This window comes from Salipiger sp. PrR003, from assembly GCF_010500785.1.
Lineage (GTDB): Bacteria > Pseudomonadota > Alphaproteobacteria > Rhodobacterales > Rhodobacteraceae > Salipiger > Salipiger pacificus_A.
The window spans coordinates 85,425-103,608 of sequence record NZ_JAAGOV010000038.1 but is presented as its reverse complement, the minus strand read 5'-3'; the positions used below and the strand labels follow the sequence as shown (position 1 = coordinate 103,608).

Below are 18,184 nucleotides of genomic sequence, written 5' to 3'. Positions count from 1 at the left end.
CGAAGATCGACGATGACCGCCAGCCTCGCGATCAGCGACGCTCGCGGCTTCCTACACCACGCCGCGGGGCACTATCGTGACTTTTTCGTCTTGAGCGGCCAGCTCACCTATGTTGCCGAGATCGGGAACTGGTTCAGCAACTGGCACTGCCAGGCCGACGCCCGGGCGCGCCTGATCTTCTTAAACGGCACGGAGTCCTGAGGGCTTCTGCGGTCTCTGGAAAGGTCCCTAGGAGACGACGAGAACGGTCGCAGGGTCATCTTCAAGAACTCCAGCCCGGGCCCCCTCTTCGATCACTCCACCCGTACGGGCGTAGTCTACGTGGTGAAGAGCCTTTCGAAGCGTCCGGTTGTTCAGGAGCACGAAGGCATCCTGTTCAAGATCGGCACCACCCGAGGACACGTGAAGGATCGGATCGCGAGGTCGACACGTGAGACCACATACCTCAACGCACCGGTCGAGGTCGTAGCCGAGTTCGAGATCCACGGATACGTGCCCAAGGATGTTGAAGGCCTCATGCACAAATTCTTCGAGGCCGGCCGCGCCGACGTCAGGGTCGAGGACGAGCGCAAACATGCGTCCAAGCCATCCGAGTGGTTCTTCGTGACACCGTCTCTGGTTTCTCAGGCGATGAGGCTGCTGAACGAGGGGCAACTGCTCGAGCATGAGATACGTCGGAAGCTCGAGCCCCATTGAGATAGTACGAGCTGGACATTGACCGCTCGTCAGAAAGATGGTCTGCAATGACCTAGAGTATTCGATACAGTTAGTAGCTCAGGGTCCGGAGCATGGTAATCAGTCAGACCGTTCATTTCGGGATGGAAGTCGGCGGTTCAGTTGTGGAGGCCGCATGACCTATCTCGTGGCATTTGTCGACTTTCCCGGCGGACGGGTCGACTACAACATGAATTGTTTGCGCACAGATATCAGCCCAGGCGACAGGGTGCTAGTTCGGCTTAAGAACGGCAAGCTAAGACCAGGCAAGGTCCGGCGAATTGAGTACCTCGATTGGGACTGCGGCGGAAGAATTGAGTGCAAGCGCTCGGAGGCTGTGCAGACTCCTCAGGGCATGGCGCCACCGCCTGATTCTCCGCGTGTCGTTGGCCTGGTAAATATTGAGACGATGGCGTATCACTTGAAAGAGCTAGGCTGGCGCCCGTTAAAGCCCGCATCGAAGACTCATCGCGTAATCTACACATATTTCAACGGCCGAGATCGCGCCAACATTTGGTTGCGAAGGAGAGGTGTCGACCTCCAAATCTTAGCTGACTACTCCCGCGATCTCCCACGACCATACAGCCCTGTCGATTGTAGTTCTAGCGTCAACGAAGGGCGCACAGTCCGACACGCTCTATCACAGACGACCTTCAATCTCTACGAGGGTGTAGCGCGATTTGCTGAAGCATTCATGTCTGCCACAGGAGACTACGATAGGTTTTTCCAAGAGGTGGGTTCGAGAAAAAGGACGACATCTGAGCTTTTGGGGCGGACAGGAAAGTCTTCTGGACAAGAGAACTTCGAGGCGATGCTTTATTCCGCTCTTGGAGGTGACGGCGGGCTAGCTTACGTTGGGGATGGACTATACCTCGGTTCTGACGGCTCATGGCATGACGGGTGATAAAACACCCCATAGATGCAACCCACACTGCAATTTTGAAATCGAAGATCGCCCGGGGGGAATGCCTCCTCTAGGATGACACCGACTTCAGCCAAATCAGGGAATGGCTATAGCATTCGGTCGCAAGGCCCCGGTGGATCACTCTGCCGGAGCCTTTCTTGTTTTCAGAGTGTAGTCACTCTCAGTCTTCGACGATCATGTCCTGAGTACCCCAGAAGCGTCAGAACTCCTCCATCTGTCGCATGACAGTGAGGTTGGTTTCGTGGGCCAGGATCGCATTCGGCTCCCGCGCCATGAGTGCCTTGACCTCGTAGCCGCCCTCGACCTTATTAAAGTAGACGCCCATGGTCGTGTCATCATCGAGAGGACCAACTGGCTTCTTCCCGATCACGTGGCCGTTCTCGCCGATGGTCACATCCTGCGAGATTTCGAATCCAGCCTTGCGCAGAGCCTGGCGCCCTGCCCGCGCTACCACGGCTGCCTCGTGGATCTCGCCGTCCGAGAGCAGCACGGTACCGCTTTCGATGTAGCTGAGCTTGCCGCGGGGCGGCTGTTTGCTGTCAAAGGTCACTTCGGCCGCCGACATGGGAAGTGACGTGAACGTTGAGGCGCTACAGCCGGCCAGAGCAACAGCAAGGCCGAGAGCGAGGAAAGCATATCGTTTCATGATCTATCCTTTTGATCTGGCGCAACCCTACGACAAAAAGAAAAAAAACATGATGAACGGATTTTATCCTTGCGATCGTCAGCGATCATGGATAGACGACCGGAACACGCTAATCCCAGCAGGTCGTTAGCGTCCGCTCTTTGATAATCAGCCAAATGGTCTAGGCAAGAGCCGATCATGACCAACGTAACTCAAGCGCTCGATTGGAGGACGCCCTTGTCGCGCGTCCTTTCGAGCCAGCACTGGCCTCTTCTCACGAGATGGGTCAGACACCCGTCTGGTGATCCTTCGTCACGCAGTCGGATAGACACTTTTGTGCAACGGTAGCGTAAGCTTCCTCTGGTAAGCGTTTGTTTTCGTTTTCTACATCATGCACAGATACCTGGATACACCGAAACTAATGGTGACGGTCAGGGAGACGGATGCTAGACATATCGAGGGTTTTCGAAGCGGTGAGAGATAGGTGCAAGACCAATGGGAATGCATCTCCACAGGCCGTTTTGAGAGAATTGCGGGACATGGTGGGGATCGAGAACTTCACATACCTGCGTTTGGAAGATGATGACGAAGAGGACGGCGGCACTGTTCTCACGACCTATTCTGAGGACTGGCATCGCCGCTATGCCGAGATGGAGTACCAGTTCATCGATCCCGTCGTCCAGCAGGGTTTCAAGAGCTTTCTTCCACTCGATTGGTCAACCATCAAGAGGGATGACCCCTTGATACGCACGTTCTTCGGGGAAGCCGGGGAATTCGGCGTGAACCCCAACGGTCTCACTGTCCCCATCAGGGACCAGTTCGGCCGGCGGGCTCTGTTCTCGATAAATTCGGGGATGAAAAAATCAGAGTTTGACCTCTACACCCGTGAGACGGCATCCGACATACAGTATCTCGCATATCTGTTTCACGAACATGCTTGCCGGGAGGACGACCTCCTGATGCCGGCCAAAAGCCTTTCCAGGCAGGAGCGCATGGTACTTCGGTGGGCTGCGCTCGGAAAAACTGCCCGAGAGACCGCAATCATTTGCGACCTCAAAGAGAGCACGATCAAATTCTATCTGCTCAACGCCACCGCCAAACTTGAGGCATCGAACAAAACTAACGCCGTCGCGAAAGCGATGCGAATGGGCATCATTACGATATAGATGCCTCTCGGGTGAGTTTGGTTCGATGCCTCTCAAACTCACCCGAAACACAACAAATGGAGGCCTTCATGCTTCACTACATAGATGACACTAACCGCGCAGAGAATACCGAGCTCTTGGACCAGATGTTCCAATTGCGCGCTCGTTCTTTCAAGGACCGCCGAGGATGGCGCGTGGTCGTCGAAGATGGCCGTGAGCACGATCACTTTGACACCCTCAACCCGCTCTATGTCGTCGTCTCCGACGGGAACGGCAAGCTCCTGGCCTCTCTGAGGCTCTTGCCTACGATGGGGCCGCACATGCTTGCGGACGTATTCCCCGAGGTCATGGGCGACGATCAGCCGATCCGAAATCCTCTCGTATGGGAAAGCAGCCGCTTCTGTGTCGATACCGAGGCTGCCAAGAGCTACGCAGCTAGCGGCATCAACCATGTAACCCGTGAACTTCTTAGGGGACTCTTCGAGAAAGCCTACGCTTCTGGCATGCACAATGTTGTGTCGGTATACGACATCTACGTGGAACGTATCCTTAAGAGAGCTGGCTGTACTTTCGAGCGCTTGGGTCCCGTCGTACAGTACGATAAGGGCCTAAAAACCACATGTGGCCTCTTTAAGGTCAGTCAGGAGGTGGTCAACCAGCTCACTGACGAGTACGAGTTGGACCACGATCGGGAACAATCTGTCGCGGCTTAGCGTCGCGACAACCAAAAGATGAGATGGTAGAGTATGGTCAGTTTAAAAGAAGGGTGGTGTGCAACATCTTCCAAAGTATTGGATTATCCCAAACTGCAAAGGTCTTTTGTGTGACTTATACTCTACCCGAATTCCTCACTAAAGTTTTAAGCGATCCGACGACAAAGAGATTTTACAAGTGCCATCTTTCTCAAGAGGAAATTGGCGCGGACCCGATGTCAGCGCTAATAGGTATTTTACCTCGCTACGTAAGGCAGCCAAGAGATTCGCATATACGCCTCAATAGCGCCACGATGATTTCGAAAACTTGGCTAGGAACTTACCCCTTCACAATGAAGGCGGCTACGCGCGATGTACGCAAAGAGGCGGAAGCCATAGCCAGCGACCTCAAAGCCCTGGGCGTAGGCGGTCTCGATGCCTTGGCCTACTCGAGAACATCCGCAATTCTAAGCTATGGAATTGTTTGCCTGTCAGATGCAGTTAATTGCGACGTCGTCCCCCTTGCGTCAGAACACGGTGTAGAGAACAGTGTTCAGGCAATGCGAGAGTGCGGAGTGACTGTATGGCTGGCTCATGAAAACGAGATACTCGCATACACTAAGCACATTGCAGACAACAACGTCAAACTTCCAGCGTTGCGAACCATTATTGCAATGGGAAGAATTTCTGAAGCTGCGCGAAAGAGTGTCATCCAAGCGCTAGGGCATCAAATCCGCATAAACCGACTTCTATTCAATGCCGGAATGGGGCTCGTTGGATATCAGTGTCATCATTGCCGAGACGATGAATTCCACATTGGCGCCGAGCACCATTACACGGAAATCATTGCCGCGGGTCAAAATTCAGACCGCGGTGAGTTGGTTACCACAAATCTTGTCAGAGAGTATCCGGCCCTTATTCGGGTTCGAACAGGCGTGCTTGTTGAGCGAACTTCCGACGCAGATGTTTGTGCCTGCGGAACCAAAGGGTACAGAATTCGGTATCTTGGCTCGGTCGCGCGTAAGGTTTCAATTGAGGGAGTGAAGCTGAAGGTGGCCTCGCTCGAAAAGCTGGTCTCCCAAATTCAGACTATGTCCACGCGCCCAATGCTGGTCATTCGCAAGACCTCTCTTGGACACGATCAAGTATCGATCCACTCCCGGTTCTATGAGGATGCCCCCTTCAGAAACCTGACTTGGCAGATGATCTACAGCATCGATAACCTGATAGATGCCCTGTCCCCCAATCTCGCACAGCAAGTCTTTGAGTCAGAGGCTGGTGTTGAGGCGACCTTGGAGACATCTTCCGGAGTTGTCGACCTAAGGCAGGGCGCGATCATCAGCTTGTAGGGAAACGCAACTCCAATTCTTGCTTTGTAAACTCCGGCTTTCTACTTCCTAGTCGGTTTTACGAGGAAAAGAATGAGGCATCACCTTACCGGCTGCGCGACCGCCTTCGCGCTGATTTCTACTGCAGGCGTAGTGGACGCCATGACGCCTTCAAGAAGTCCAGTGACAGAGCTCTCTCCTGCCATTGAAAGGGTTCTCGGCATTGTCGACGCTCCCGATGATGCCTTGCAGGACCTTTCGGCAACTTGGCAAGGCAAGCGCACCGCCGCGGATGGAACCGTGATCTATGAAGGGCTGACCCTCCAAGGTCCCGATCCAGCGATCTTCTTCAAAGAGCTAAGTATTCGGGAAGATCGAGAGAACTCCTGGCTCGATGTCGTCGCCAAGGGGGTAAGGTCAGCGGATGATGCTGGAGTCCTTACAGCGCGAGAGTTTCACGTTGGGCTCAATCCTGAAAAGCTCGCGGCCTTCCGCGAATTGAGCTCCGCCGGGCCAGATGTGGATCCGATGGATGTCATGTGCTCGCTCTCCAAGACGGGGCTTGAGGTCTCTTTGGAAGATGTCGCACTGGAGGCGTCGAATACGGGTCTCAAGGTCGAGACAGATGATGTCTATCTGGGCTTGTCGGCAAAAACGGTTGCTGGAAGTTGTGTCGGCCTGATCAAGGCTGGTCTCTCGGGCTTGCACTTCGATGACAGCGACCTCGCTGTCGAGGTCGGGTCTGCCAATTTGGAAGCTCTGCAGCTTCTGGCAAACGGTCTTTACACTCAGCCCACCGGCATCAAGTTCGAGAGCAACGTGAGCATCTCTGACGTCTCTGTCCTGACGCCGCAGCTTCCAGCACCGATCACTCTCGAGAGCTTCGCCACGCACGGCGAATACGATGCGGACAGCGCGATCGGCTTGGCCACGGCCGGCATGAACGAGCTAGTGGAATTTGCCATGAGCCCGGCAGCGCTCGTTGCCATTGGACATGATGCGATGCCGACACCTCCTGATTTTGACATCGCTGCCCTATGGAACGCGTCGCGAGAGGCCTCCAGCCAGGGGAGTATCGCCATCGAAGGGCTCGGGATCGATCTCAGTACGTTTGAAGCGCTTCCGGAAACCTCCCCTCTCAGGGCCCCCATCGGACTGTCACTGAACACTCGGAGCAGTATCGAGGATGGGATCATCCATGTGAGCCTCGGTCATGAGATGCCATCGTTTTTGGACCTGAAGACCGACGTCGTTCTTGAGATGGGCGAAGCGTCCAAAGTTCCTGAAAATGCGTCCCCGGAAGTCATCGCGATGAGGCTGCCTCTGAAGCTGAAAGAGTTCCAGATCATCTTGGATGAAACTGGCCTCAATGATGTTCTACTGGACATGACCGGTACTGAAATCGATGAATTGGCTGATAGCCAGCTCGCGATGCTTCCAGAGGATCAGAGGAAACTGGTGGTCGACTGGATCGCGAGTGCCAAAGGTGCCGGCAACACGGCATCGCTTCACCTCGAGCCCGACGCCCCTATGCTGCTGCAGTCTGTCGTCCCACTGCTGTTCGGTGACTGGACCATGCTCGGCGACGTGTTGAACGCACGGCCTGTAGACTGAGAGATGGGGCCCCGTTCGATGGCGGGGCTCTTTGCATTCCATGAGAGCATTCCACGCAATCATCTTCGCCGCGGTAGGTGCCTTCGGTGGCCCGATCGCCGCTCAAGTCGCCGTAAACCAGGTTGAGAACTCCGCCGTCTTCCGGACAGCAATGGCGGACATTGAGAGCGGCCTGACGCACACAATCCGGTTCCTCGACGACGCGAGAAGGCGGTAGGCCCGGATTTTGTGCCAGTCATCGCCCTGCTCACCTCCTCGATACCACCAAGGACACGAGCATGGGCGATCACACCTTCTATTCTACATGCGTCAACTGGCCAAAGGAGTTGGTCGATTGCCCGGGCGGGCTCTGCGAGATCGAGCACGTCTACATCCCTGAGGGCTGGGAGCCATCTACGGCTGACATCGACTGGGACTACGAGCAGGAGAACGAGGTAACCCCAGCGCTCATCATGTGAATAAGGGCATCACCCAGTGTTGGCGATGCCTCCTTTTTATAGATGCTCAGCCAGCAGCGGGAAACTGCGGTGCAAGGTCACGGACATCCTCGAAGCCCAGGTCCTCGAGCGCGTCTGCCCCAAGGGTCTCCCGAGCGACCTCGATGATCTCGATAGCGTTGAGCTTTGCAAAGCGCTCTTCGGCCACTTCCATGCGTGTGCTCTCATCATCCCGAAGAAGGTCGGCGAAGTGTTTCACCAAAGCGGCCGTCACGCGCTGGTTATCGACCCCGCGCACGACTTCGATCCCATAGGCGCCATAGTTTTCGGGATGAAGCGTCTGGCCGGCATCGTGAGCTTCTTGGCATGCCTGCCTGTGGGCCGCCTTCCGGGTTGCGTACCCGCCTTCTGAAAAGAACCCCGGGGCGAGGATATGAAGATTCCTGTCCGCTCTTTCGACGGTCAGCAACATCTCAGTGCCGTAGCCCTTCCCACGGTGGCTTTCTTCGATCCAGGTCATCCCGCCGCCAATACCACCGATGAACTCGCTGAGATCATCTGATAACAGTACCAGCCAGCTTGAAACTACGAAGGCGCGCAGATCCGGATGTTCTGGCTCCAAGGTTTGAATCCTGGCGTCGTCATCACCCCTGAAGGACATAGCATCCTCACCTGAATCCAGGGCCTTCTTGAGTTCAACGGCGAGCTGACGCAGCACTTTCGGGACCTTGACCAGCTGCTCTTTCGCGAAGTCTGGAAGACGATCATGAGGAACCACCGGGCCACCGTTGGTGAATTGTTTCAGGGTCTTCTCATGCGGCATAGGGCGGCTTTTGGCTCTGTAACGACCGCCGTCGTTCTCTGGGAAAAACATGTCTTCTCACTTCCTTGTAATGGGTGCTTGTCTTGAAAGATAGAGACCCCGTCGCAAGGGACCCCGTGCGCGGATGATTGCTGGGTGTGCTATTACTGGGGGCGAAATTATGCAAGAATAGTTGGACATCCTCCTGTCCTTGGTCTATAGTCAGGGCTCAACACATGGAGAACTACCCCAATGACGACCAAGCCGATGACCAAAGCGGAGCTCGTGGCTGCCGTTGCCGAAGAGGCCGGTGCCGAGAAGAAAACCACCGCTGCGATCCTCGATGCCCTGACTGCCGTGGTGACCAAGGAAGTGACCGCCGGCGGCGCAGTGACCCTCCCGGGCCTGGGCAAGGTCTCGACCCGCGATCGCGCGGCCCGCGAGGTCCGCAATCCCGCCACCGGCGAGATGATGCAGAAAGAAGCCGACCGCCAGGTGAAGTTCACCGTGGCCAAGGCTATCAAGGACAGCGTGAACGCCTGATCCTGCTGGTTGGCGCCTTGGTCATGTGGCGCCAACCACCCCCTTCTCGGAAGCGCAAGCACCCGCAACGGTCGGCCCCGAGAACTCGGCGATCCTCGCAATCGTCGAAATCTTAATCTTCCACAAATCGCCCTCCACTAACCTCTCCTGCGCAGAACAGGAGAATTGCCGTGAGGTTTGCCGAAGTCTGGTCCGAAGGGCCTGCCCTCTTGCACGAAGCCATCGGGCGCGCTTGTCCTGACCTGATTGCCGATGAAAGCGATGTTGTGTCGCTCAGCACACTTCTCTTCCTCCGGCCAGAAGCAGAGCGCGATCCTGCCTGGACCCTCGAGCAGATTTCCAACCACTTCGGCCCCGAAACCGGGTATCGCCAGTCGGTTGTCGACCTGCCCCAGCTGGCCAAAGCGGTCCAACAAACCATCAGATTGCATAAAAGAGGTGGGCAGGAATACTGACACGTCCGATTTATCCTTGAGTCCTATTCTCTACTAGCGTAGCACTTTGTTAAGAATAGAGGCAGCAGCATGTTCGAGCAATTTATCCCACGCCGGCCGTCGGGGGAAAATACCTTTTGGCTCACCCAAGGTCTTCTGAAGGGAAGCAAGCTTAAGATCGGATATCGAGCATGGACCAAGACCATGCAGGTAGAGCAGGTTCTGACCCGTGAAGGGGTGGAGCTATACCAGGGAGAGTGCCGCAAAAGCTGTCCTGAACTGTGTCAGATCCCGGTTTCAAATCTTGAGTGCCCAGTCGGATGCGCTGATGAAGGCCCACGCACGAGTGTGGCTCACTTCGCGGAAGCGCAAAGCTCTCAAGCAGCAACTTGAGGAAAGCCTCAAGAGGCTTGAAGATGTGGAAGATCGCCTGAATGTCAGCCCATTCCAGGTCCCCTATCGCCCCTGCGCCATGCTCGAGCACATGCGCGGCCACTTTCTCGGCATCCACTCTGTGGTCCCGGTCATTCGCAAGCCTCTAGACAGCAGTGAACCCTCCCTGGAGATTTTCAGAGTCTACGATTTCGAGCACAGGGTTGGTGAAGATCTCCTCTACTTCCTCTGCGTTTCGGATGAGGACCCCGATCAGACCTTCAGACTTTGCTCTGACTACCTACTGGATAATGGTACGGTATTCCTGCCGGGGGCCTGGCGCGAGCAGATGCTTGCGTTCTGGGACATGACGGTGGCCGAAGACGTTCTGAACGCCCTGACCCCGCTGGAGGACGCACAGAAGAAGGGCGCCAGGCATCCATCGGGAGGAGCTGACGAGGTTCCAGCTATGATCCTCCACCCGCTAGACCTCAGAGACCTTGAGTGCGACTGCTGCCAAGACTGCTGCCAAGCGGAAATGGAGGAGATGGACTGTATGTGCGGCGGCTGCAGTCCCGGCTTGCAAGCCTGATGTCGGCTTTGCCTGACCTCAGAACTTGATTTCCCAGGTCAGGCAACCCGCAGCAGTGGCCAAGGCATCCATGGCCTCGACATTTCCGTGACCCATGCTGTCGTAGACCTCTTTGGCAATGCCCAGCCCCATTGCCGCCCCGCACGATGCCAGAGCGCTGTCCGTGAAGTAGCGGACCACCCCGCTGGAGGCAGCTCCGGCCGCGAAGTGCATTTGCTTGTCCTGGGCACAGCCAGAAAGTGTTAGTGCTGCCATGCCAAGCGTCACTGCAGTGATATATCCTCGCCTCACGGAGGTCTCCTAGGTAAATTCTGGGCGGAGCCTAGCCGAAGAGTTTTCCAGGAAAGTTTACGAACGGGGCAAAGGTTGACATCACTCGCCAATCCTGAATTCTGCACGGAGAAAAAGGAGTGCTCGAGCATGGATGTAGAGAAGATCATCGCCGGAATTCCAAGTAAGACCCTGGAAGAGCGTGGCAAGCTCCGCGCCAACGCAGAGCGGTTTCTTGGAAGCGAGAATTTCACGAACTCGGAAGCAAGTCATTCGGTGATAGAAGCACTGGACAAGTTCGAGGCCGATCTTCATGACGAAGCCCCCAACGAAGATGAGCTAGCCCCGGAGGTCAGGTCTGAGGCCTAGGAGCAAGGAGGAGCTGATTGACCGTGCGAAATCCTTACCCGAAAGTTAGGGAAATCGCCGGTTTAACCTGATCAGAACCCTCTCGCGAGGCCGGAAAACAAAGTCCTTCCCCAGAAAGGGAAGGACTCATGAAGAAGAATATTCTGGCGGCTCTGCTATGCACGGCCGCAACTATGGCTGCAGCCCCGGCCAGTTCGGAGGGCATCTACCTCAATAGCCTGCTGGACACCTACGAGTTCCACGACATCGATCCTGATTTCTGGACGCATCAGGGGCAGCGTGCTGAGACGATCGTCGAGAGCGGCGAATACCTAGGCTCAAGGGCTGCGGAGGCCCTGCACAACAAGCTGGGCATAGGGGGGGCCACACCTGAAAGCCGCGGCCTCTTTCTCGCCGCTGCCGGGCTTGCCAACTGGCAGTTCCAGCAAGCCAACGCGATCGTGTTTGGCCATGAGTACCTGCACTTCCAGTATCGCGACTACTTTGGCTACCCGGATCACTATTATCTCTCCGATGACGGTGAAGAGGTCGACAAGGGTGAAGGATATCTGAGTGCCTTGTTCACGGGGCATGTCGGTGGCACTGCCTTCAATGTCGGCCCGGGAAATGGCAAAGATCCTGAAAAGGAAATCCTGGTGAAGTCGGCCGGCCTGAACTGGCAGATGAACTACTCGGAGGACTGGGTTCGCCGCAACCTTCGCAGCGGTGGCAATCCCCTCTTCTCATTCCCCGGATACCTCTACAACCGCACCAAAATGTTTGGCTACGCAATGGCGGACGACGGCGGCGACCCGGGGAGCCTTGAGGGAGATGTCGAGTACATGGCACACTACTATCGCGACGTGATGGGCATCGATGCTGATCTCGATGACATCCGCCTCTACAGTGGCCTCGCCCTACTCGCGTCCCCCGCGACGTGGAACGTGGTTTCCAGCATGGGGGAGTACATCACGACCGGAAACCTGACGATGGCAGACCCGTTCTTTGACGCCGGGGGAGCTCGCTTCACCTGGGACGTTCCCACCTACCTCAATGCGGAAAACATGACCCTCGCTCCGATCGCCTATGTTGAAGTCGACGGCTATGTGTTTGGCGCCGGGGTTGAGCTCCCTGTCGTTGGCGAAGGGCACCATGAGTACACGATGACGGCCGGCCGAAAGTGGGATCACGTCTCATTCCAGGCTGAGCACTCCTTCGCCCCCGACGGAGGCCACACCGAACTCCAGCTTGGCTACGACTACAATGACCATCTCGGTCTCGAACTTCGCCATGTCCAAAGCTCCGGCGAGAGCTACCGGGCGGACCGCAACAACCTCTACGGAGAAGCGGTCACCATCGCCGGTGTGAACCTGAGATTCTGAAAATTATCGGCGGCAGACCACAGAGCTTGCCGCCGGAAAGCTTCTTTTCATTTTGGATAAATTCGACCCCGTCATACTCACGATCGCACATCTAAAAGGATAGATCGTGAGTATCGTTACCACCTTACAACGCTTCATCGAGAATGGGGACCAAAGGCGCCTCGCACTCAAGAAAGCTGCCGATGAATACTGGGCCAGTATGCCGCGCTGGGCCAAGCTACTCAATGTCGCAGGCTACGTCGCTATCCTGTTGTTCGCGGCCTCTACCCTGCAAGTCCTGACTTCGTTGCTGGCCTGGCTGGTATGGGACGCTTCATGGGCAGCGCACCGGACCAGGAGGTTCAAGAAATCCTTCGGACCAGCGATCATCATCCCGCTCGTTATGTGGGTGGCCGCCACCCTGGCTGTGCCTCTTGCCTTCGCCGAGCTGCAGGATGAAAAATTTCAGAAAGTTCTTTTCGGGGAAGAACTCCTCTCAGACAAAGCAGTCGCCGAAGAGGCCGCAAGCCTGTTCTACGATCAGGTCGCGCAAGGCAATGCACAGATGGTTTACGTCACCGATACGCCGTTTCCGTTCCATCCGGATTTGGAGATCCTGGCAAACTTGGTCCTCGAGCCGGCTCTTGAGAGCCTGGTCGATACACCGCCACATGTCCAAGCTGTCAACCTTGTCGCTCTGAGCGCGACAGCGAAATCATCTGAGGTCTTCGGGCTCATTCCCAAGAGCTATGACTGGATGAAGGGGCGAGAGGGCGCACATTCAGTTATGATGGTGAACTGCATCATGGGGAAAGACGGTGATCCGCTCTTGGTCACCCCACTTCCGCAAGGCAACGCTGTGAACGCCGTTGACGTCCCTGAACTCTCCAAGGTTGCCGAAGCCTGCTCTCTCGCCAAGGAACTCGCGAAGAAGGGAAAAATCGAGGTCGACAAGTCGAATGTCATGATCATGCCGCGTACTCCGTGGTCAATGTTGATGGATGCGGTGAAGTCCGGGCCCACGGAGCAGGAAGATGAAAAGTGAGCCTGCTAGCTCCTGACTTTCTGATTACGTCCTCACCTGGATCAGGGCAGCCGGGCTCAGTCCAATCTGGATCGGGGTCGGACTTTTCATCGTTTAAGGGGCACTGATCTACTTCACGAGCCGCGACTAGCCTGACGATGAGCTAGTCCCCGAGGACCACTGGTTTTCGGGGACTTCTGTTTCCAGCCGCGAGTTGCTGCTGACCATCGCCATGAGCGGAAGAGACGTTGAGCCCGGGCACTGCCTGGACCTTTTTGTTGCCCTTGCGCCTATCGCTGCGACGACCAACTCAAAATAAGCAGGAGCCCTACCCGATGGCGATCAGTATCCACCTACTCACGGAGCCCGATGGGAGCACGCACTACATGATCCCAGTCGTTGGGCTTCCCTATGCGGACTATGACCAGGTCGCCGACCGGATCAGAGATGGTGGCTTGCTTCAGCTCAAACCTGTCGATGACAATCCTCATGATCCGCGGGCGATCGAAGTCTGGTTTGTGGATGATGGAGCCCAGATGAAAGCTCGAGTAGGCTTCATTCCCAAGGACCTGACGCACGCTATTCGCGTGGCACTATTGGTCGGCGCCTTGCCCTCGGAGGTCACCGTGGTCATGCCGACCGGCCGCCTGAATTTCAGAGTTGAGGCGGATCTGTTGGAGGCATTTCTTGGGGTCACCTCTGGGGGATAGAATGAGCTCCAGCGGCGTTGCTCAACACCATGGGGCAGTCTGCGCGCGACCGCCCGACAGGGGATGCCGGGCGGTCTACCATCAGGGGTGATCGGCCACCCTAGGATCCGGCAGAGCCTCCCCCTCAAGGGTGTAGCCTCCGGCTGTGCGCCGCACAGTTCGTGTTGGGATCGATGACCGCACTGCATCACCGTTAACTATTGCGGCCTCCAATTCTTCGAGAAACCGTTCAGGGGACCTGTAGTGTTCTCGGACGTTCAAGGGCATCTGGTAGTCCCACCATTCCGATTCCAGCAGGCGCTCGCAGAGCTCGTCGGAGAACCGCCTGCGGATTGGGTTTGCCGGCACTCCACCGACGATCGAGTAGGGCGCCACGTCTTTCCCGACAAATGCGTTTGCGCCGATGATCGCACCGGTGCCGACAGTCACCCCTTGCCGGATGATGGCATTGCGCCCGATCCAGACATCGTGTCCTATGACAGTCCGCTTCCGGTTTCCGCGGAAGACTGTGCCGTGATCCTCGTACTGTCGCCAGTGCTCGCAATCATCGAACCAGCGAAGACCATCATACTGGATCGGATGCGAGCTGACCCAATCCGTAGGATGCTCCGGCGGGCCGATCGCGACGTTGGCGGCGATTGAGCAGAAGCGACCGATGTCCGAGTTCTTCATCTCAGAACCCTTCCCCAGGTAGCTGAAGAGGCCAATCCTCTCGTCCCCTAGACATCCGGTGTCCCCGATGCGGACAGCGCCCTCGAAGCAGACCGAACGAACGATCTGCTTCAGGGAGCCCAACTGTAGGCCCGCGCGGTGTGCCTCTTCAGCCCGGAAAGCTTTTGCTCCATCACGCACCTCCCGCGTTCAGATACCAGGCACGAGCGATCCTGGACTTGCTGTCCTCGAAGAAGCGTCTGCGATTGCGGCCGTACTTCAGGCGCTTTCGATCCGACGCGAAAAGAGCCACGATGGTCGCCTCAAGCCGCCGTCTGCCGGGAGCATCAAGACCCCCATTGGAAGCCCTGCACTCTCCATCCGTGCCGGCAGCTTTACTCTCGACACGAGGTCGCGACGTTGAGGCGGGAGGCTTCTGCAAGGACAGCCCTTTGCGCTCGACACCGCCCACAATGTCCTCGAATTCCTTTCCGCGAAGAAGCTCGGCATCCGCCTTGGCCGGACTCTCCACAAACGACTTGAAGGCCCCTTCGCACAGGAATGGGTCGAACGACACATCCGAGGAGAGGTTTCCGAACTCCCGCTGATAGTCGTGCGCGAACGCAAGAGCCCCGGCGTGCACCTCGGCAATGAAGGCAGCACGTGTGTGGCGCCCCGCCTCGAGATGGAAGATCGGCACCGCCTGCCCGTCACTGTACCCGAAATTGATGAGCGTCGGGTCGGTGTGGCAGGTCAGGTATTCGAAGAGGTGGCGGTTTTTCAGAACAGCGCTGGGCGTACGAGCTTCATTTACCTCGGTTCCCAGGTAACCATGGTGAACATGGCCATCCCGGGCGAACGTGACTGCATCCGTGGTCGTCGCATAGTAGAAGCCCTCGACCTGCTTGCCAGTCAACTTCATCAGCGATGCCTGCAGGTTTCCTTTCCAGCCCACGTCGACCACGCCGGGGTGATGTGCGTCGTTCAGCCCGGTAAAACGCACGTAGTCCAGATAGGCGGCACGCTCAATCTCGGCATTTTTCAGGATGTCCTCAGCGAGCAAGCGCGCCAGGTGCACGAACCTCCCCCTGGTTTCGACGTCATTTTTCAGAACCTGCTCCGGCGATGCGAAGCCAGCCGTTTCCAGCGCCGCATGCACATTGTCACCTTGCAATGGCAGGCCGAAGCGACCTGTGAGCAGCTTGGCGAGCGAGACGTTTGGCGAGAAGGGTTCGGACGCCAGTGCAATTACCTCGCTGACACTTTCGAGTGCGGCGACACGAGCGCACCGGCGTGAGATGTAGAAATAGCTGGATTTCGGAGCATCTGGGTCAGACCCGAAGAGAGCCTTGTAGACTTCGTGAAGGATGAAGCCCTCCCGAGAGAAGAAATACAGGTCCGAAATCCCACGGGCCTTCGCCTGGTCGCCGATCCACTTCACGTACCCCAGCAGGATCGGGCCCACGGCTGAGAAACCAAGGTTGAATGCACGCCCGTTGAACAGGGTGCCCTTCTGATCCTTGCCCAGTTCTCTGTCAAAGAGCCGGTGCGCAGTAAGCCCTGCGAGGATGCTACGGGACCTCTTCCCCGCCCCGTTGCGGGGATCGTAGATCTCCTTGTATCGGCCGTTCTGGCGCATCCTGTCGATCGCCTGTGGCCAGTGGAAAGTTTCGATGCCCATCTCCTTAGGCTTAGCAACATCGGTGGTGAGGTTGTCACCAACGTGCAGAAGCTCTTCCGGCTCCAGGTTCATCGAGTCCAACAGGTGCTCGAACAGGATGCCGGTGTGTTTGCGCGCGCCCGACGTCGATGAAAGGAACAGACTTGAGTAGCCATCATATCCATTCGTCCGTACGATCGCTTCGATGACCGGCTCGCTGAGGTACATGTCCGAGGTCAGGACAATCGACTTGCCCATGGACTTCGCGAGATTGAAGAGTTGCTGCCCGAAGGGGCGGACGGAGCAAACCTGTACTTCGATACCCACCTCAAGGTGTTTGATCACGCGCAGCAGCTCGTCGGAGTAGCCGTAGGTCGCGCCCATGATCTCGTAGATCTGGTCAAGCGTGATCTCATCTGCCTCCAAACCCTTGTTGGCGATCCGGGCCATGTGCTCACAGTTGGATCGGATTTGCGCGAAGTTCCGGATCTCCCCACCGGTCAGAGCGGAGACATGCGGCTGGATGAAGCGGTAGAGGTCTCCGGGCTTCTCGCATGGCCGCCGGACAAGCGTGTCGAAGATGTCGAACGACACGACATTGCAGGACTGCAATTTCTCTGAAAATTCCTTGAGTGCCCTGCTGTCGGCTTTCGAAGAGCCCGAGGGACGGAATGAAGCCAGCAGCTCATCGATGTAGCCGGTGCCGGGCTGTACATCAGCCAGATACGACAGCGTTTCGGCCGAGCGGTCTTCGTCCTTCTTCCATGCGATCAGCGCCTCGATATAGCGCGTCATGAAGTCGGCATCTCTGCGGACCTTGCTGGCCAAAGGCTGGTACTTGGACACCAGGAACCCGACGGTGTGCTCGCAGCGCTCGACCCAGCTCACGGCCGACGGCACGTCTTGGTCGTAGGGCGCAAGGAACGTCTCGCCAAAGACTTTGAGACCGTGGCCCCAAGCCATCGCCTGAAGCCCAAGCGAGCTCGAGGCAGTCCAGACTTGATCAACGTGCGGAAGAAGGTGCTGCGAAACGCTGTCGATCCCGTCGAAAGCCTCGTCGAACACCAGGTTGGGGTGTGCCTTTCTGAGCGCGTCACAAAGCTCAGCCGAGAGCACCTTCTCACTGGCCAGGCGGTGCACATACTGCGTCACCACGACGGAGGTCTCCGGATCGCTCTTGTCGAGGGCATCGAGCAAGAAATCGTATTGGTTGCGGTAGCCGGCGTCGCAGCTGAAGGCATAGTGCGAGGACACCTGCAGCGGCAGCAGAGCGCGGCTGGATGCTTCGTTCGCCGCATTGAGGATCTCCGGGACAGCCGGGTTCGATCCTGCCGATAGGTGAGTCCGCACGGCGGCACCAAAGCGCTGTCCGACAGAACGCAGCCCCCTCTCTCCTATCGCAGGCGCCTGGATCGCTGCAGCATCGGTGAACAGAAGGCCTTGGCGATAGAGACCCTGAGGGTCGATGGTCACGGTCTCGGGGTACGGTGCTCGGGTGAACGTTCCTGGCATCTGGTGCAGGACCACCGTATGCGGGAACAGGTATTGAAGGAACGGTACAGGGTTTTCCCAAAGCAGCACGGCGTCATACCCCTGCCCTAGCGCAGGCTTAAGAAGCTCGGCGATGCGCAGGACGAGATCGGTATTCTTCCCCCTGTAGAGCTCCGTGTAGACTTCTTCCTCGCAGTCTTCGTGCACCCGGTAGAGGTCCAGCGGAAGATCGATCTTGCGGACCTTTCCAGACAGAAGGGGCGAGAGCGATCCCAGAGCGGCCGGAAGCACGAAGTCAACCTGGTGACCATGCTCGGCCAGCATGTTGGCCTGCGGAATCAGAAACTTTTCGGTGCAGTTCCTGAAAAACATCGGGTTGCCTTGGGATGCCCAGGGCGGCGTCCAGAACAGAAGCTTCATTGCTCTCACTTTATGAAATGTCTCAC

The 18,184-nt window shown here is 56.9% G+C and carries 17 protein-coding genes and 2 pseudogenes; 14 read left to right on the top strand and 5 right to left on the bottom strand.

What is annotated here, in order from left to right; translation table 11 throughout:
• Nucleotides 1–201 (top strand): annotated as a pseudogene (locus G0D83_RS12550) (hypothetical protein); the annotation flags it as partial.
• A gap of 120 nt (nucleotides 202–321) precedes the next feature.
• A complete protein-coding gene (locus G0D83_RS12545) occupies nucleotides 322–696 on the top strand; it encodes a GIY-YIG nuclease family protein (RefSeq protein WP_164194330.1) in 375 nt (124 codons plus the stop codon).
• Nucleotides 697–1,838: 1,142 nt separating this feature from the next.
• Here the strand turns inward: G0D83_RS12545 and G0D83_RS12540 are convergent.
• Nucleotides 1,839–2,285: a lipoprotein gene (locus tag G0D83_RS12540; protein WP_164194327.1), complete on the bottom strand. Its 447-nt coding sequence runs from the start codon at nucleotides 2,283–2,285 to the stop codon at nucleotides 1,839–1,841.
• A 422-nt stretch (nucleotides 2,286–2,707) separates the two neighbouring features.
• Here G0D83_RS12540 and G0D83_RS12535 point away from each other — a divergent pair, with 422 nt between their 5' ends.
• The 5 genes from G0D83_RS12535 (at nucleotide 2,708) to G0D83_RS12515 (ending at nucleotide 7,501) form a co-directional block, all read left to right on the top strand.
• A complete protein-coding gene (locus G0D83_RS12535; protein ID WP_164194324.1) occupies nucleotides 2,708–3,430 on the top strand; it encodes a LuxR family transcriptional regulator in 723 nt (240 codons plus the stop codon).
• A gap of 68 nt (nucleotides 3,431–3,498) precedes the next feature.
• Nucleotides 3,499–4,122, top strand: coding sequence for an acyl-homoserine-lactone synthase (locus G0D83_RS12530; protein ID WP_164194322.1), 624 nt, complete (start codon nucleotides 3,499–3,501; stop codon nucleotides 4,120–4,122).
• A 23-nt stretch (nucleotides 4,123–4,145) separates the two neighbouring features.
• Nucleotides 4,146–5,450, top strand: coding sequence for a phenylacetate--CoA ligase (locus G0D83_RS12525; protein ID WP_164194319.1), 1,305 nt, complete (start codon nucleotides 4,146–4,148; stop codon nucleotides 5,448–5,450).
• 72 nt (nucleotides 5,451–5,522) lie between these two features.
• Nucleotides 5,523–7,043 (top strand): hypothetical protein, encoded by a 1,521-nt coding sequence (locus tag G0D83_RS12520; RefSeq protein ID WP_164194317.1) that lies wholly within the window; start codon nucleotides 5,523–5,525, stop codon nucleotides 7,041–7,043.
• A 278-nt stretch (nucleotides 7,044–7,321) separates the two neighbouring features.
• A complete protein-coding gene (locus G0D83_RS12515) occupies nucleotides 7,322–7,501 on the top strand; it encodes a hypothetical protein (RefSeq protein ID WP_164194314.1) in 180 nt (59 codons plus the stop codon).
• A 46-nt stretch (nucleotides 7,502–7,547) separates the two neighbouring features.
• Here the strand turns inward: G0D83_RS12515 and G0D83_RS12510 are convergent, their stop codons facing one another.
• Complete coding sequence (locus G0D83_RS12510) at nucleotides 7,548–8,354, bottom strand: hypothetical protein (RefSeq protein ID WP_164194311.1); 807 nt, start codon at nucleotides 8,352–8,354, stop codon at nucleotides 7,548–7,550.
• Between the two features lie 180 nt (nucleotides 8,355–8,534).
• On the opposite strand from G0D83_RS12510, the gene G0D83_RS12505 reads away from it, so the two are divergent.
• From G0D83_RS12505 to G0D83_RS12495, 3 genes are all read left to right on the top strand, one after another.
• Complete coding sequence (locus G0D83_RS12505) at nucleotides 8,535–8,825, top strand: HU family DNA-binding protein (RefSeq protein WP_164194308.1); 291 nt, start codon at nucleotides 8,535–8,537, stop codon at nucleotides 8,823–8,825.
• A gap of 170 nt (nucleotides 8,826–8,995) precedes the next feature.
• Nucleotides 8,996–9,280 (top strand): hypothetical protein, encoded by a 285-nt coding sequence (locus G0D83_RS12500; protein ID WP_164194305.1) that lies wholly within the window; start codon nucleotides 8,996–8,998, stop codon nucleotides 9,278–9,280.
• A 307-nt stretch (nucleotides 9,281–9,587) separates the two neighbouring features.
• Nucleotides 9,588–10,223, top strand: a complete 636-nt coding sequence (locus tag G0D83_RS12495; RefSeq protein WP_164194302.1) for a hypothetical protein — start codon at nucleotides 9,588–9,590, stop codon at nucleotides 10,221–10,223.
• An 18-nt stretch (nucleotides 10,224–10,241) separates the two neighbouring features.
• Here the strand turns inward: G0D83_RS12495 and G0D83_RS12490 are convergent, their stop codons facing one another.
• Complete coding sequence (locus G0D83_RS12490; protein ID WP_164194299.1) at nucleotides 10,242–10,514, bottom strand: hypothetical protein; 273 nt, start codon at nucleotides 10,512–10,514, stop codon at nucleotides 10,242–10,244.
• 129 nt (nucleotides 10,515–10,643) lie between these two features.
• On the opposite strand from G0D83_RS12490, the gene G0D83_RS12485 reads away from it, so the two are divergent.
• The 4 genes from G0D83_RS12485 (at nucleotide 10,644) to G0D83_RS12470 (ending at nucleotide 13,936) form a co-directional block, all read left to right on the top strand.
• A complete protein-coding gene (locus G0D83_RS12485; RefSeq protein WP_164194296.1) occupies nucleotides 10,644–10,862 on the top strand; it encodes a hypothetical protein in 219 nt (72 codons plus the stop codon).
• 128 nt (nucleotides 10,863–10,990) lie between these two features.
• Entirely contained in the window at nucleotides 10,991–12,223 is a 1,233-nt protein-coding gene (locus tag G0D83_RS12480) for a hypothetical protein (RefSeq protein ID WP_164194292.1), read from the top strand.
• 106 nt (nucleotides 12,224–12,329) lie between these two features.
• Nucleotides 12,330–13,247: a hypothetical protein gene (locus G0D83_RS12475; protein ID WP_164194289.1), complete on the top strand. Its 918-nt coding sequence runs from the start codon at nucleotides 12,330–12,332 to the stop codon at nucleotides 13,245–13,247.
• Nucleotides 13,248–13,561: 314 nt separating this feature from the next.
• Complete coding sequence (locus G0D83_RS12470) at nucleotides 13,562–13,936, top strand: HIRAN domain-containing protein (RefSeq protein ID WP_164194286.1); 375 nt, start codon at nucleotides 13,562–13,564, stop codon at nucleotides 13,934–13,936.
• 270 nt (nucleotides 13,937–14,206) lie between these two features.
• On the opposite strand, the pseudogene G0D83_RS32755 reads toward G0D83_RS12470, so the two are convergent.
• Both G0D83_RS32755 and G0D83_RS12460 read right to left on the bottom strand, forming a co-directional pair.
• Nucleotides 14,207–14,419 (bottom strand): annotated as a pseudogene (locus G0D83_RS32755) (CatB-related O-acetyltransferase); the annotation flags it as partial.
• Between the two features lie 361 nt (nucleotides 14,420–14,780).
• Nucleotides 14,781–18,158 carry a hypothetical protein gene (locus tag G0D83_RS12460; protein ID WP_164194279.1) on the bottom strand — a complete coding sequence of 1,126 codons (3,378 nt, stop codon included), beginning with the start codon at nucleotides 18,156–18,158 and terminating at the stop codon, nucleotides 14,781–14,783.
• Nucleotides 18,159–18,184 lie beyond the last annotated feature (26 nt).

Excerpts from the sequence above, each read along its gene's own strand:
- G0D83_RS12510 (WP_164194311.1), bottom strand. The coding sequence starts at position 8,354 with ATGTTTTTCCCAGAGAACGACGGCGGTCGTTACAGAGCCAAAAGCCGC.
- G0D83_RS12525 (WP_164194319.1), top strand. The coding sequence starts at position 4,146 with ATGGTAGAGTATGGTCAGTTTAAAAGAAGGGTGGTGTGCAACATCTTC.
- G0D83_RS12540 (WP_164194327.1), bottom strand. The coding sequence starts at position 2,285 with ATGAAACGATATGCTTTCCTCGCTCTCGGCCTTGCTGTTGCTCTGGCC.
- G0D83_RS12535 (WP_164194324.1), top strand. The coding sequence starts at position 2,708 with ATGCTAGACATATCGAGGGTTTTCGAAGCGGTGAGAGATAGGTGCAAG.
- G0D83_RS12505 (WP_164194308.1), top strand. The coding sequence starts at position 8,535 with ATGACGACCAAGCCGATGACCAAAGCGGAGCTCGTGGCTGCCGTTGCC.
- G0D83_RS12530 (WP_164194322.1), top strand. The coding sequence starts at position 3,499 with ATGCTTCACTACATAGATGACACTAACCGCGCAGAGAATACCGAGCTC.
- G0D83_RS12480 (WP_164194292.1), top strand. The coding sequence starts at position 10,991 with ATGAAGAAGAATATTCTGGCGGCTCTGCTATGCACGGCCGCAACTATG.
- G0D83_RS12470 (WP_164194286.1), top strand. The coding sequence starts at position 13,562 with ATGGCGATCAGTATCCACCTACTCACGGAGCCCGATGGGAGCACGCAC.
- G0D83_RS12515 (WP_164194314.1), top strand. The coding sequence starts at position 7,322 with ATGGGCGATCACACCTTCTATTCTACATGCGTCAACTGGCCAAAGGAG.
- G0D83_RS12460 (WP_164194279.1), bottom strand. The coding sequence starts at position 18,158 with ATGAAGCTTCTGTTCTGGACGCCGCCCTGGGCATCCCAAGGCAACCCG.
- G0D83_RS12485 (WP_164194296.1), top strand. The coding sequence starts at position 10,644 with ATGGATGTAGAGAAGATCATCGCCGGAATTCCAAGTAAGACCCTGGAA.
- G0D83_RS12495 (WP_164194302.1), top strand. The coding sequence starts at position 9,588 with ATGAAGGCCCACGCACGAGTGTGGCTCACTTCGCGGAAGCGCAAAGCT.
- G0D83_RS12520 (WP_164194317.1), top strand. The coding sequence starts at position 5,523 with ATGAGGCATCACCTTACCGGCTGCGCGACCGCCTTCGCGCTGATTTCT.